Source organism: Yersinia massiliensis CCUG 53443, assembly GCF_000312485.1.
Taxonomy (GTDB): Bacteria; Pseudomonadota; Gammaproteobacteria; order Enterobacterales; family Enterobacteriaceae; genus Yersinia; species Yersinia massiliensis.
This window is the reverse complement of the sequence record NZ_HE997645.1, coordinates 500,476-514,238: the sequence shown is the minus strand read 5'-3', so window position 1 is coordinate 514,238 and position 13,763 is coordinate 500,476. Positions and strand designations below refer to the sequence as shown.

Here is a 13,763-nt window from a genome sequence, read left to right as displayed (position 1 = left end):
CGCTGTTTAACCAGACCCTGACCGGCAACGGCACATTGAATGTGGCGAAGAACGATGCCAGCACGGCATTTGACTTCGGTGCTGCGGTGGGCGGTGCGTTCAGCGGTATCGTTAACCTGACGAATACCACCTTCAATATCGATGGCTTAAATACAACGGCGTTGACGAACGCTACGCTGACATTATCAAGCGGCAGTCTGTCCTCAGTGGCGGACGGGGTACAGAATATCGGTCGCTTAGTCACCCATGGTGGCACGCTGCTATTTAATCATCTGGTGGATAATGCAGGGGTTATTACTTCTGAGGGAACCCTAGCGACAAGTGGTATCGACACGACCGCTGGCGGGGAAATCCGCGTTAATTTACCGACCAATGTGACACCAGATCTGACCGGTTGGACGGTCATGGAGCTGGATGACGGCGAGATTATTGTCAGTCTGGCAACGGGCGCAGCAACCGGTACCGGGAGGGAATTGACGTTATCCAATGCATTGGGTGATCCGTTAAGCACCACCGTCTATCAGTCGGTTTCAAACCCAGGGGCGTTATCACCTGCGGCACTTGGCTCGTTCAATTACGGCCTGACCACGGGGAAAAACTTTGATGGACTGTATGTCAATTATGGCCTGACCGCATTAGAACTGCTGAGTACAGGCAATGATGCGCTGATATTGACGGCAACCTTGGCCAATAATGGTACGCAGTCAAATGATATCTCTTCCCAAATAACCGGCAGCGGCGATCTGGCTTTCGTTTCAGCCAATGACGGTAGCACGGCATCGCTCTCTAACTCGACCAACAGTTATACCGGCGCGACATGGGTACGTTCAGGCAATTTACGCCTAGATGCCAATTCAGCGCTGGGACAAACGTCTCTACTGGCGATGAGCACGGCAACGACGGTGGATCTCAATGGCGTTCAACAAACCGTCGGCCAGTTAACCACCGAAACGGGCAGTACACTGAATTTCAATAGCGGCAATTTAACCGTCACTAACGGTGGACAGGTTGATGGTGCTTTGAGCGGCAGTGGTGAGTTGAGTCTAATGGGCGGCACACTGGCCATTACGCAAGGGAATAGCGGCTTTACCGGTAGTACTGATATTGCCAGTGGCGCGACAGCTCATCTGTATCAGGTCCAAGGGCTAGGCTCGGGGGCCATAACCAATAATGGTCTGCTGAATCTGGATAATACCAGTGGGATGTTGCTGAACTCGTTGGCCGGTAGCGGCAACGTGCAACTCACTAACAGTGCCAATGTCCAGTTGGCCGCCGATAATAGCGGCTACACGGGCCTATTCACTACGGATGCGGGTACGGCGTTGACGGCCTACAATGCAGAAAATCTGGGCGGAAGCAGTATCGCCAACAGCGGTGAGTTGATTTTGGATACGGCATCCGTTTGGGATTTAACCAACAGTATCAGCGGCAGCGGCACCTTGGTTAAACGTGGCAGCGGTACAGTCAAAATCGACAATGGTACGGTCAGCGCCAGCTTGACGACGATTGAGGACGGCTTATTACAACTGGGCAGTTCAACAGCCATCTCAACCTTGTCAGTGAATGAGTCACCATTAGCGCGTTCACTGGCGGTCACATTGGCGTCGAATGTCGCTAATCTGGTTAGTGATGTCCTGATCACGTCCACGGGTTCATTAGGTGGCTATGGTCAAGTGACCGGGAACGTCGAGAACCGCGGCAATCTGATTATGCCAAATGCATTAACAGGCGGTGATTTCGGGACGTTCACCATTGACGGTAATTATACCGGTGACAATGGCACGGTGGTCTTTAACACCATTTTGGCTGGTGACGCTTCTATTACCGACAGATTGGTCATTACCGGTAATACTGCTGGGCAAAGTTTTGTCACGGTGAACAATATTGGCGGGAACGGCGCACGAACCTCTGAAGGTATCAAAATCATTGATGTCGGTGGCGATTCTACGGGGCAATTTACCCTTAATGGCCGTGCCGTTGCCGGTGCATATGAGTACTTCCTGTATCAGGGCAGTGTGAGTTCACCGGCGGATGGTGACTGGTATTTGCGCACTCAAGCTGATGATCGTCGCCCTGAACCGGCAAGTTATACCGCGAACCTCGCCGCAGCGAATACGATGTTTGTCAGCAGTCTGGCGGATCGCGCCGGTGAGACGCTTTATACCGATATCTTTACCGGTGAAGAGAAAAGCACCAGCCTGTGGCTACGCAATGAAGGCAGCCATAACCGCTCTCGTGATGACAGTGGTGAGCTGAAAACGCAGGATAACCGTTATGTCATGCAGTTGGGCGGTGATGTGGCGCAATGGAGCCGTAATACGCAGGATCTCTGGCGTGTTGGGGTGATGGCCGGTTATGCCAACAGCAGCAGCTCTTCGGTGGCACAAGGAACAGGTTATCGCTCTACCGGTTCGGCCAATGGTTACAGCCTCGGTGTCTATGGAACTTGGTTCGAGCAAGGGCGGGAAGAGACCGGTGTTTACGTCGATTCTTGGCTGCAATATAGCTGGTTTAATAATGAAGTCAGTGGTGAGGGCTTAACGACTGAGAAGTATGATTCAAAAGGCTTCAGTGCCTCGGTTGAAAGTGGTTATACCTTCCAGGTTGGCCAAAGTGAGCACCAAAATTACTTCATTCAGCCAAAAGCCCAAATGGTCTGGATGGGGGTAAAAGCGGATTCTCATACTGAAACGAACGGTACCGTGGTGACGGGTGAGGGGAATAACAATATCCAAACGCGCTTGGGTGTGAAGGCATTTATCAGCCCAATACCGAAAGAGGATAAAGGTAGCACACCGACCTTTAAGCCGTATGTTGAAGCCAATTGGATCCATAACACCAAGGATTTCGGCACCACACTGGATGGCATGACCGTGAAACAAGCGGGTGCAGGCAATGTGGCTGAACTGAAAGTCGGGGTTGAAGGCCAAATCAATAACAAGCTGAATCTGTGGGGGAATGTTGGCCAGCAAGTGGGTAACAAAGGCTACAGCGACAGCAGTATCACCTTAGGCGTCAAATATAACTTCTAACTGAGTTCAGTCGGGGTTAATCCAATAACGGCACATATCATTCGGTATGTGCCGTTTTTTATGGTGAGGACGCGTGTTAATCCAGTGACTCTTCCTGCACTTCCAACACATGGTAGGCGGTGGAACAGAACAGTGAGTTCAAGCGTTTCATGTCCCCTAATAGCCCCATATGCAGACTGCTGGTTTCGATGCTCAGCACGTTTTGTTGATGTAGGCGATCAACGTGAGCATGGGAGTAGCGGCGGTTCAGCAAGCGGAAGCGATGCTTGGCGCGACGTAGGCGCTTGGCGTTATTGATATCTCGCGATAAAAACACCGACATGCCTAAATCCAAGTTAGTGACCAAGCGGGCATGCAGAGTATTGAGCTCCTCAAACCCTTCAGAAGAAAATGGTTTGCGCGCATTGAGTGATTTAGCCGCCACATCAGCGGTCATACGGCTAATAATCTCGCCCGCTTGTTGGAGATTGATGGTGGTATCAATGATTTCAGCCCAGCGGCGTGAATCAATCTCGCCCAATTCATCTTGCTGAATTTGCGCCAAATATAACTTAATGGCGCTATACAACATGTCCACTTCATCTTCCAGCAAGCTGACTTCATGCTTTTGCTGCTTGTTGCCCTCGAGCACCTCTTTAAAGCGAAACAGCATTTGCTCCAGCACATCCCCCATACGCAGGGTTTCCCGCACCGCATTCGCGAGTGCCAGTGATGGCGTATCGATGGCGGTAATATCCAGATAGCGGGGCGCAGTTGGCTGGGTGGTATTGGGCGCATCGGTGACTAACCGACTACAGATACGCGCCATGACCTCCACTAGCGGCAGCATCAGCAAGCAGCGCAGCAGGTTATAGAATACGTGGAAGTATATGACCACCTCGGCAGCCGGAAGGTTAAAGCCGATCAGTCGTTGCGCGAGTGTATTTACCCAAGGCAGCACCAAAATGCAGCCGATGACTTTAAATAATAAACTCCCTAACACCACTTGCCGCGAAATGGCATTTTGCCCACGGCTGCTGATCAGCGCCAGTAAACCACTGCCCAGATTCGAGCCAATCACGATGCTCAGGGCGATATTCAGTGGCACTAAGCCGGTGGCGGCCAACGTGGCGGTCAGTAGCACAGCGGCGAGACTGGAGTAACTGATCATGGCGAACAGTGCACCAATCAATAACGCCAAAATGGCATCACCGGTCAGGGAGGAGAAAATAGCCTGTACGGCGGTAGCTTGGGTAATCGGCCCTGCGGCGGTGACAATCAATTGCAGCGCCAGAATAATCAACCCAAGGCCAATCCCCACGCGGCCCATCTGGCCCACACGGGTTTTTCGCTGCCCGAGGAAGATAATCACCCCGATTAAAATCAGCAAGGGTGATAGCCAAGAGAGATCAAAGGTTAGCACCCGCGCCATCAGTGCGGTGCCGACGTCCGCGCCTAACATGATCACCAGTGCTGGCGTCAGTGAAATCAGCCCCTGCGAGACAAAAGAGATCACCAGCAACGCTGTGGCATTACTGCTTTGCACCAATGCCGTGACACCAATTCCCGCAATAAACGCCGTGGGTTTCTTCTGAATGCTGGCACTCAGAACTCGGCGCAGATCCGCGCCATAAACCCGCATGATGCCGGTTCGGACAATGTGTGTCCCCCAGACCAGCAGCGCAACAGAAGAGAGTAGGTGAAGCAGAGTCAGCATAATTAATCTCAGTTAGGGTAAGGCACTTGGGCCATACAAAATTTAGGTTAGGTCCTATTTAAGCGGGGCAGCCCTAGTATAGGAAAGCCCCAAGGGGATAGAGATGATAGTTGACACCTGCCTAACAGGCGTTCAACCAGACTAAGGATAATGACTTAGGCGTTGGTACAAGATATCCAACAGTTTTTGATTATCCACCGTTTGCAGTATTGTAGCCGGTTTGCCCCGAGGGAGCGGCACGCCCACATCTAACCGCAGATTTTCAGGGCTAAAGCGCAATGTCATACCACGTGTTAATGCGCCTTCCAGTGCCACATCAAGGTAGTCACGGGTGGTGGTGGCGATGCTTTTATCGAGTAGCCAAGCGACCACCAGTGCATCATGCACCCAACAACCTGGGAGCTGCCGTGTTTGCATCGAATAGCTGATCCAAGGGCGGATGGTCTCCACCAGATAACGGCTCAGCGGTGAGTCAATTTGCGCGATCTTATCTAAATCCTGATGCAGCAGTTGGGTCTGAGTGGTGACATCCAACGGAGCGAGCGTGATGTTGGCACCACTGGTCAGCACCACATGGGCCGCTTCAGGATCGAGGCCAAAGTTAGTGTCTTTCAGGTAGCCATCAACATGAAATACGCCGCCCATGATAGCAATTTCCGCGACAGAGGCAGCCATTTGCGGATAAAGCTGCATCGCGTGGGCGATATTGGTCAGTGGTCCTATCGCCACCAATGTTATCTCGCCGGGGTTATTGCAGATCAATTCGCCGATAGCATGGGCGGCCAAGGGGGCATTTGGCTCAATGGCCGGTGGGCGCGTAGTTTGCTGCCAAAGCGCCGTTAATCCATTTTTAGTGACGCCATTGTCCAGCTTGTCACGCCAAGGGGCAGCAGGTTCCACCAGCGCCTGAGAGGCACCTCGTATGATGGGGATATTCAATCCCAAACGTTTCACCAAATCATGAGCAACAGAATATCCCACTTCACTGGGGGTATTCCCCGCCACGATGGTGATCAATTCTAAGTCTATTTCCGCGGATACAATGGCTAGCGCGAGGGCTAAACCGTCATCGACATTGGCGCCGGGTACGCCATTTCCTGGGTCACAATCAATAATTAAACGCATTTTTTTATCTTTTTATGTAGGTCATTAACTTTTTTTACTGCTGGAACAACCGCACGATTCACCGATTTGTAGCGAAAAATTGAATTCGCAAATTGTCGGTTCACCGGTCCAGTTTTTCAGCATTTCAATGGCGGTTTTCGCCATCACATCCACCGGTTGACGTACCGTCGTCAATGAAGGCACGTTAAATTCTGATTCTATCGTGCCGTTAAAGCAGATAAGCGCCAGATCTTTGGGTGCGGTCAGATGGTGCTCTGCCATCGCCCGCAGGCAACCAAACGCTTGTAGCTCATTAGTGGCAAAAACGGCCTGCGGTAATCGCCCTTTTAGCATCTGTTGTGCGGCCTGATAACCGCCAGGGCGGGTATAGGGGGTCGAGAAAATCCACTCATCACGCACGGTTAACCCTGCTTGCAGCAAGGCATCGCGCCAACCATTCACCCTATCTTGAGTATTCAGCATATCCAGTGGGCCACAAATAATGGCGATATCACGGTGCCCATGATCAATCAGATGTTGGGTCGCTTGGAACGCTGCGCCTCGTTCATCGACCCGAATGGCGCAAACTTGCTGCGACGGATCGACGCTATCAAGCATCACAAAGGGTGTGCCGGAGGCCTGAATTAACTCGATATACGGATGGCGATCGACACTGGTATACAGCAAACCATCGACCTGACGATGCAACAGATTATTGATAAGTTCGAATTCACGTTGACGAGAATCACCCGCATCACCCAGTAACAGCACTTGCCCCGTGGTAAAGGCTTCACGTTGCAATGCATGCGCCATGGAGGAAATAAAGGGGTTGGAAATGTTGGGGACCACCAAACCATAAGTTCTTGTGGTACCGGAGGCCAAAGCCCGAGCAATACCATTGGGGCGATAACCGGTTTTCTTGATGGCATCCAGCACCCTTTGCTTAGTGGCTTCAGCCACTGGGCGCGGACCGTTATTGATGACGTAACTCACCACCGCCACCGAGGTGCCAGCTTCTCGGGCCACATCAGAACGTGTTACACGAGGAGATTGAGGGTTGAACAAAATTACCTACTTAATCTGAAAACAGCGGCCAAACATCCCTGATAGAGTTATCCAAATGAAAATCCCCAATTAAATGGAGGGAGAAACTACTTTACCATAAATAACATGTGGTTAAATCGCTATACGTGCCATCCTTGGCGCGGACGCTTTACTCTTCTGTCTATCCTCACCTTGCAAGATAGATTCGGTGAGGTTTGCCATCAACCTCATTGAGGCTCACACTTTTGACTCACCGAAACAGCGCTTAAATAGCATCTTCCGGCAAATTAAGGTCTCGCCCACGCGTTTCAGGCGCAAAGAAGGTGGTCACAAAGCCAATCCCTGCCATCACGGCAAAATAAAGTGCAATTGGCCACCAGTGGCCGGTGAGCGTCAGCATCGCTGCGGCTATCATCGGCGCAGTACCACCGGACAGAATCGATCCCACTTCTTTCGCGACGGCCATTTTGGTGTAGCGGTTAGTCACACCAAACATCTCAACGCCCCATGCGGCTTGCACGCCGAAGATGCCGAGCGAGGCCAAACCCATACCAATAATGATAGTCCCTATCACGATAATCGGCTCGCGGGTTTCCAGCAGCATAAATGCAGGGAAGGCATAGAGCATCAATAGCAGGCAGAACCAGCGATAAGTGATTCGGCGACCAAAGCGATCCGACAGGTAACCTGCCAGAGGAATAATCAAGAAGCCGAGGCAGGAAGCGATAAACACGGCCATGGTCGGCACGGACTTATCCACCATCAGCACTTTGGCGACATAACCGATCATAAAGCCCTGAGCCAGATAAGAAGGGCCGTTCTCGCCGATACGCAAGCCAACCATGATCCAGAACGATTTGCTACGTTGCCAGAAAGTGCGATTATCCTGTTCTGCCACGTGTTCACGTCCCAACGCCAATGCTTCTTGGCGCTGTTGTTCCAGCACTAATTTTTGGCGCTCAAACACCGGCGTTTCACGCATATGGCGGCGAATAAATAATGCGGCACCGGCAATCAAGATGCTGGAGAGGAATGGAATACGCCAGCCCCAATCAAGCAAGCTCTGTTTGTCCATCTGCAATACTAACAACCAAACCAAGGCCGCCAGCAGTGTGCCGCTGTTCGATCCCAACGCAATGATGGATGAAACCAGACCGCGCCTTTTTGCTGGCGCATATTCGCCTAACATCACAGCACCGCCGGACAGTTCAGCGCCAGCCCCCAGCCCTTGCATAAAGCGTAAAAAGGCCAAACTGGCGGGTGCCCACAAGCCAATCGATGCGTAACTTGGAATTAAGCCGATGAGCGTGGTGGAGGCGCCCATCAAGGTGATGGTGGTAATCATCACCACTTTTCGGCCCTTGCGGTCACCTAATCTGCCGAACAATAGTGCGCCAATGGGGCGAGCAATAAAGCCGACAGAATAGGTCGCAAAGCTAGATAACAAAGCGATCGCAGGTGTTGCTTCAGGGAAGAAGACGTCACCAAATATGATGCCGGCCGCTAAGCCATAGAGTGCAAAGTCTGCATACTCCATGGCGGTACCCAGCCAACATGAAAAGGTTGCGCGCCAAAAGTCTTTACGACCTTCGGGCGTCGCCAAACGCTCTTCTGCAGCCATGCTCTCTGATGGAGCATTGTCTGCTACCGAGCTATTGAGTGAAGTCATTAAAAAGGTTCCCCTGGTGTTGAAGCATCATGTTCACGCATTAATGTCTGCTTGTTGGTTTTACACTCAGCTTTAATGTCAGTCAGCTAAATGAATATGAAGAAAACATTAGCAAACATTAATATTACCCTTCTCTTTTAGTGTATCTACCCGCGTAGATAGGTCAATCTAATTATTAAATCTTTAGATAATGTTCACAAAACTGCCATGAAACTGGATGGTACTTGCATGAGAGGTGTGGAACTCAGATTAAAGTGGTTTTTTAACCTGTTCATCACTGGCAGAGATAGGTATTATTCCGACATTAGTAATGCAAATCATTAGCGTTAGCACTCAAGGATATTTAAATCCCTATTTTTCAGGAGAGAAAATGCGATTACGTCTGGCTCTATTTTCATCTTTATTGGCTGCAACGGTTGCCATGACCGGTTGTGATGATTCATCGGCAACCCCTGATGCAACAGCGAAAATCAGTATTGAACATGCGCAAGGGACAACGCTGGTTCCGCAAAACCCGCAGAAAGTCATCATTTTGAACCCTTCCGTGTTAGATACCGCTGATGCTCTAGGCATTAAAGTAGCCGGTGTGCCGCAGACCAGTACGCATCTCCCTGCCTTTTTATCTAAATACAGCGGGCCTGAATACCTGAATGCCGGCACGCTTTTTGAACCTAACTACGAAGCTCTGAGCGAAGCGAAACCTGACCTGATTATCGCGGGTGGCCGTGCTCAAGATGCTTACGACAAGCTTAGTGCTATCGCGCCGACGATTGCATTGGATATCGATACCAAAAACTTTACCCAAAGCCTGAGTCACCGCACTGAACAATTAGCGTCCATCTTTGGTAAAGAGGACGAGGCAAAAGCGTTGCTGAGCAAGTTCACCAATCAGATTGATAGCATCAAGCAAAAATCAGCGAATGCCGGTACAGCGATGGTACTGATGGTCAGCGGTGGCAAAATTTCAGCCTATACCCCGGGTTCCCGTTTTGGTTTTATCTTTGACGAGCTAGGTTTCAAACCTGCTGCGACCTTCGCAGAAACCGGCAGCCATGGGAATGTGGTGACCTCTGAGTTCATTCTCAATGCGAATCCTGATTGGCTGTTTGTACTGGATAGAGACAATGCGATTGGCCGCACTGAAGGGCAATCTGCTCAACAAGTGCTTGATAATGCGCTGATTAATAAAACTAAAGCATGGCAAAATAACCATATTGTCTATCTTGATTCAGCCTCGCTTTACATTGCCGGTGGTATACAAAGCTATACGCAGCTGATGGATAAAATCAGTGCGGTATTGGATAAACAAGCCTCTGCGCAGTAATGATCACTGATGAAAAATCTTAGCTTTATCGCAGGCCTGGTGATTTTACTGGGCCTGATGATCTGTAGTTTGTTTATCGGTGCCGGTCACGTCACCTTCGCCGATGTCTGGTCTGATCCCGATATGCGCGACATTTTCCTGCTGAGCCGTGTGCCGCGAACCTTGGCATTGGTGCTGGCAGGGAGTGCGATGAGTGTCGCCGGTCTGATTATGCAGATGTTGACGCAAAACCGTTTCGTCGAACCCTCGATTGCTGGTACCACCCAATCGGCCAGCCTTGGCTTGTTGTTGGTCATGGTGTTCAGCCCATCCGCACCGGTTATCGTTAAGATGCTGGTTGCCACTGTCTTTGCGATGGGGGGCACGGCACTGTTTATGCTGCTGTTGGCGCGCATGAGAATGAAGTCCGCTCTGATGGTGCCGCTAACCGGTATTATGTTGGGCGCGGTATTTAGCGCGGTCACGACTTTCTTGGCGATGGAGTTTGAGCTTTTACAATCGCTCGGCAGCTGGGAGTCCGGTGATTTCTCTGGCGTACTGCAAGGCCGCTATGAGTTGCTGTGGATCGTGGGGGCATTAACGCTCATTTCCTGCCTGATTGCTGATCGCTTTACCGTGGCGGGGATGGGGCGAGATTTTTCAGTCAACGTCGGTTTGAATTACCAACGCGTGATGTTGATCGGGATGTCTATTATTGCTATCACCAGTGGTGTGGTGGTGGTGGTCATTGGTGTATTGCCGTTTTTGGGGTTGATTGTGCCCAATATTGTCAGCATGGCGATGGGCGATAATTTACGCCGGACCATCCCTTGGGTGGCATTGTGTGGCGGAGGATTGGTTGTTCTGTGTGACATTATCGGCCGGTTAATCAGCTACCCATTTGAAATACCTGCCAGCGTTATTTTAGGGGCCATTGGTGCACTTGTTTTCCTGTTATTAATCGTGAGGACAAAGCGCCATGCAAGCTCGTGAGTATGCCGTAAAAGAAAGCCCACTTCAGGCGAATAACAAGCTGCTAAGCTCACCGGCAAAAAGACTCTTGTTAATGAGCATGATTGCCCTCGTGGCTATCACCATCTTCATGACGATTAATCTGAAGGGGAACATCCAGTATATTCTGGTTCATCGCGGCTTGATTTTAGCCACCATGCTATTAGTGGCGTTTGCCGCGGGCATTGCGACGGTATTATTCCAAACCGTCACCAATAATCGCATTTTAACGCCGTCTGTCATGGGGCTTGAGGCGCTGTTTATCCTCATCCAAACGATGCTGATATTCTTTGTCGATGCCAATGGTTTCAGAGTGTTAGGGGTGACCGGTAAGTTCCTCTGCGAATCGGCATTACTGCTCTTGTTCTCGGTCGTTCTTTACCGTTGGTTGTTGACGGGCGTGGGCATCAATCTGCATAAAGTGCTACTCATTGGCTTGGTTTGCGGCACGTTATTTCGCAGCTTATCCAGCCTGATGCAGCGCCTGCTGTCACCCAGTGAATTTGCCATATTGCAGGGGCGGGTATTTGCCACCTTTACCCGAGCCGCGCCAGAAATTATTGCTTTGTCCACGGGGATCATTGTGATCGTGGGGATTGTCGTTTGGCGCATGCGTAATTGCCTTGATGTGATTGCATTGGGGAGAAATACCGCGGTTAATCTGGGGGTCGACTATCAGAAAAAAATAACCGTTATCCTCCTGCTCGTCTCATTATTGGTGGCTATCTCAACCGCCCTTGTCGGGCCGCTGACCTTTTTAGGTTTACTGATCGCCAATCTGGCTTATCCGCTGGTGGGATCATTCCGACATCAATATCTGCTACCGGGCGTTTTCTTGCTGGGGGCGATTACCTTGGTGGGGGGCCAGTTAATTCTCGACCGCCTGTTAAATATGTCGGGAACACTGTCGGTGGTGATTGAGTTTGTTGGCGGCGCGCTATTTATTTATCTTTTAATCAGAAAGGCTCCAGTGTGATTGAAATTAATGGCATTAATAAAAAATACCAAGACACATCGGTGCTCAACAGTATTAATGAGCGTATTCCCTCTGGGGGAATAACCTCAATCATTGGGCCAAATGGTGCCGGTAAGTCTACGTTATTGTCGATCATGAGCCGGTTGCTGACGCCCGATAGCGGGCATGTTTTGTTTAATGATCTGGATGTCGCCAAAACATCTGGCGATAAGCTGGCGACCATTTTATCGGTGTTACGCCAAGAGAATCATTTTACTAGCCGCCTGACGGTATCTGATTTGGTGGGGTTTGGCCGCTATCCTTATTCGAAAGGGCGGCTGAATGAAGACGACCGACAGCATATTGACGCTGCGATGGCGTTCCTCAATCTGACGCCCTTTAAGGATCGCTATCTTGATGAGCTTTCCGGTGGGCAGCGGCAGCGTGCCTATGTTGCGATGGTGCTGTGTCAGGATACGAAATATATCCTGCTCGATGAGCCATTAAATAACCTAGACATGAAGCATTGCGTAGCGATGATGAAGCAATTACGGCGCGCGGCGGATGAATTGCAAAAAACCATCATCTTGGTGATCCACGATATCAATTTTGCCTCAGCGTATTCCGACCATATTATTGCGATGAAAGACGGTGAAGTGATCTATCGGGGAGCACCAGCGGAGATTATGAAGCCTGATATTCTGGAGGACATTTTCGATCTGAACATCAGTATCGAAAAAGTGCAGGGCCAGCATATCGCGGTCTATTACCGCGATAACTAATCATCGTGATAACTAAGCCCTGCAATAAATAGGCCCCGCTATAAATAGCCCCGCGTTAAATTGCTGGGTATTCTCCGGTGCCTTCTGGCCAAGGGGTCAGTAGGTCGTAGCCGGTGTCGGTCACGGCAATGGTATGTTCCCATTGGGCAGAGAGCGAGCGGTCTTTGGTGACAACGGTCCAGCCATCAGACAGTACGCTGGTGGCGGCTTTCCCCGCATTAATCATCGGTTCGATAGTGAAAATCATGCCCGCTTTGAGCACCATGCCGGTCCCTGCAATCCCGTAATGCAGGACTTGCGGGGCAGTATGATATTCCTCGCCGACACCGTGACCGCAATATTCTCTCACGACCGAAAAACCCGCGCCTTCCGCGACCTGTTGGATAGCTGCGCCGATATCGCCGAGTGTGGCACCCGGCCGCACCACTTTGATGCCTTCGACCATGGATAAATAGGTGATATCCACCAAGCGCTTAGCCCTGACCGATGGCTCACCAACGTAGTACATTCTGCTGGTATCGCCGTACCAACCGTCTTTGATAATGGCCACATCGATGTTCACGATATCGCCTTTTTTGAGTTTTTTATCCGATGGGATCCCGTGGCAAACCACATGATTGACGGAGGTACACACGGTGTGCGCATAGCCGTGATAGCCAATATTGGCGGGGATCACCTTCAGCTCGTTCACGATGTATTCATGACACAACCGATCGATCTCATCGGTGGTGACGCCCGCCACAACATAAGGCGTGATGATTTCCAGCACTTTAGCGGCAGCATGGCCAGCGGCGCGGGCCATTTCAATCTCAGCTTGTGAGTGGATTTTTACGGCTGTCATTGTGCTTCCTCTTCTTTATTCAACTGAGCGTCATTTTGAATCATTCTGGTAATGTCAGCTCCGCCGTGGAGTTCTGCCTGAACCAATGCTCTGGCAAGTTCATGATGGGTTAATTGGGGATAAAGTTCTGCCAGCATCCCTATTTTGAGCCAGTGCTCAGCCTGAGAATTAATGGAGCGGCTCATCGCGTTGCTGGCGATACGCAGGTTCTCATGCATCAAATCGGAGATTTTTACGATACCCATATAGCACCTATACTCAGACAATACCTATACAAAACATATATAAAACGTATATTGCCATAACGGCGGGTAAATGACACCCAA

Annotated in this window: 11 protein-coding genes; 5 read left to right on the top strand and 6 right to left on the bottom strand. The window is 50.6% G+C overall.

The features are described 5' to 3' along the window. Positions 1-3,032 (top strand): autotransporter outer membrane beta-barrel domain-containing protein (locus BN68_RS14785; protein ID WP_019211943.1); only part of this gene is annotated, 3,032 nt, incomplete at its 5' end. Between the two features lie 76 nt (positions 3,033-3,108). Here the strand turns inward: BN68_RS14785 and BN68_RS14780 are convergent. The 4 genes from BN68_RS14780 to BN68_RS14765 all read right to left on the bottom strand — a co-directional run bounded on the left by BN68_RS14780 (position 3,109) and on the right by BN68_RS14765 (position 8,545). Beyond that, positions 3,109-4,728: a Na/Pi cotransporter family protein gene (locus tag BN68_RS14780; protein WP_019211942.1), complete on the bottom strand. Its 1,620-nt coding sequence runs from the start codon at positions 4,726-4,728 to the stop codon at positions 3,109-3,111. Between the two features lie 141 nt (positions 4,729-4,869). Continuing rightward, the gene (locus BN68_RS14775; RefSeq protein ID WP_019211941.1) at positions 4,870-5,853 is read right to left on the bottom strand and encodes a nucleoside hydrolase; all 984 of its coding nucleotides are present in this window, start codon (positions 5,851-5,853) and stop codon (positions 4,870-4,872) included. A gap of 24 nt (positions 5,854-5,877) precedes the next feature. After that, a complete protein-coding gene (locus BN68_RS14770; protein WP_071822452.1) occupies positions 5,878-6,858 on the bottom strand; it encodes a LacI family DNA-binding transcriptional regulator in 981 nt (326 codons plus the stop codon). Positions 6,859-7,141: 283 nt separating this feature from the next. Then, positions 7,142-8,545: an MFS transporter gene (locus tag BN68_RS14765; RefSeq protein WP_019211939.1), complete on the bottom strand. Its 1,404-nt coding sequence runs from the start codon at positions 8,543-8,545 to the stop codon at positions 7,142-7,144. Positions 8,546-8,915: 370 nt separating this feature from the next. Here BN68_RS14765 and BN68_RS14760 point away from each other — a divergent pair, with 370 nt between their 5' ends. The 4 genes from BN68_RS14760 to BN68_RS14745 are packed head-to-tail and all read left to right on the top strand — an operon-like array spanning position 8,916 to position 12,596. Beyond that, positions 8,916-9,869 carry a siderophore ABC transporter substrate-binding protein gene (locus tag BN68_RS14760; RefSeq protein WP_019211938.1) on the top strand — a complete coding sequence of 318 codons (954 nt, stop codon included), beginning with the start codon at positions 8,916-8,918 and terminating at the stop codon, positions 9,867-9,869. A gap of 9 nt (positions 9,870-9,878) precedes the next feature. Beyond that, the gene (locus BN68_RS14755; RefSeq protein ID WP_019211937.1) at positions 9,879-10,841 is read left to right on the top strand and encodes an ABC transporter permease; all 963 of its coding nucleotides are present in this window, start codon (positions 9,879-9,881) and stop codon (positions 10,839-10,841) included. Continuing rightward, a complete protein-coding gene (locus BN68_RS14750) occupies positions 10,828-11,835 on the top strand; it encodes an iron chelate uptake ABC transporter family permease subunit (RefSeq protein WP_019211936.1) in 1,008 nt (335 codons plus the stop codon). The genes BN68_RS14755 and BN68_RS14750 overlap by 14 nt, the downstream gene beginning before the upstream one ends. Then, positions 11,832-12,596 carry an iron ABC transporter ATP-binding protein gene (locus BN68_RS14745; protein ID WP_019211935.1) on the top strand — a complete coding sequence of 255 codons (765 nt, stop codon included), beginning with the start codon at positions 11,832-11,834 and terminating at the stop codon, positions 12,594-12,596. The genes BN68_RS14750 and BN68_RS14745 overlap by 4 nt, the downstream gene beginning before the upstream one ends. Positions 12,597-12,651: 55 nt before the next feature. Here BN68_RS14745 and map read toward each other — a convergent pair whose 3' ends face one another. Both map and BN68_RS14735 read right to left on the bottom strand, forming a co-directional pair. After that, positions 12,652-13,437 (bottom strand): type I methionyl aminopeptidase, encoded by a 786-nt coding sequence (gene map, locus BN68_RS14740; RefSeq protein ID WP_019211934.1) that lies wholly within the window; start codon positions 13,435-13,437, stop codon positions 12,652-12,654. Next, positions 13,434-13,682, bottom strand: coding sequence for a ParD-like family protein (locus BN68_RS14735; protein ID WP_019211933.1), 249 nt, complete (start codon positions 13,680-13,682; stop codon positions 13,434-13,436). The genes map and BN68_RS14735 overlap by 4 nt, the downstream gene beginning before the upstream one ends. Positions 13,683-13,763: the final 81 nt, after the last annotated feature.

Excerpts from the sequence above, each read along its gene's own strand:
- BN68_RS14755 (WP_019211937.1), top strand. The coding sequence starts at position 9,879 with ATGAAAAATCTTAGCTTTATCGCAGGCCTGGTGATTTTACTGGGCCTG.
- BN68_RS14760 (WP_019211938.1), top strand. The coding sequence starts at position 8,916 with ATGCGATTACGTCTGGCTCTATTTTCATCTTTATTGGCTGCAACGGTT.
- BN68_RS14735 (WP_019211933.1), bottom strand. The coding sequence starts at position 13,682 with ATGGGTATCGTAAAAATCTCCGATTTGATGCATGAGAACCTGCGTATC.
- BN68_RS14765 (WP_019211939.1), bottom strand. The coding sequence starts at position 8,545 with ATGACTTCACTCAATAGCTCGGTAGCAGACAATGCTCCATCAGAGAGC.
- BN68_RS14780 (WP_019211942.1), bottom strand. The coding sequence starts at position 4,728 with ATGCTGACTCTGCTTCACCTACTCTCTTCTGTTGCGCTGCTGGTCTGG.
- BN68_RS14750 (WP_019211936.1), top strand. The coding sequence starts at position 10,828 with ATGCAAGCTCGTGAGTATGCCGTAAAAGAAAGCCCACTTCAGGCGAAT.
- map (WP_019211934.1), bottom strand. The coding sequence starts at position 13,437 with ATGACAGCCGTAAAAATCCACTCACAAGCTGAGATTGAAATGGCCCGC.
- BN68_RS14775 (WP_019211941.1), bottom strand. The coding sequence starts at position 5,853 with ATGCGTTTAATTATTGATTGTGACCCAGGAAATGGCGTACCCGGCGCC.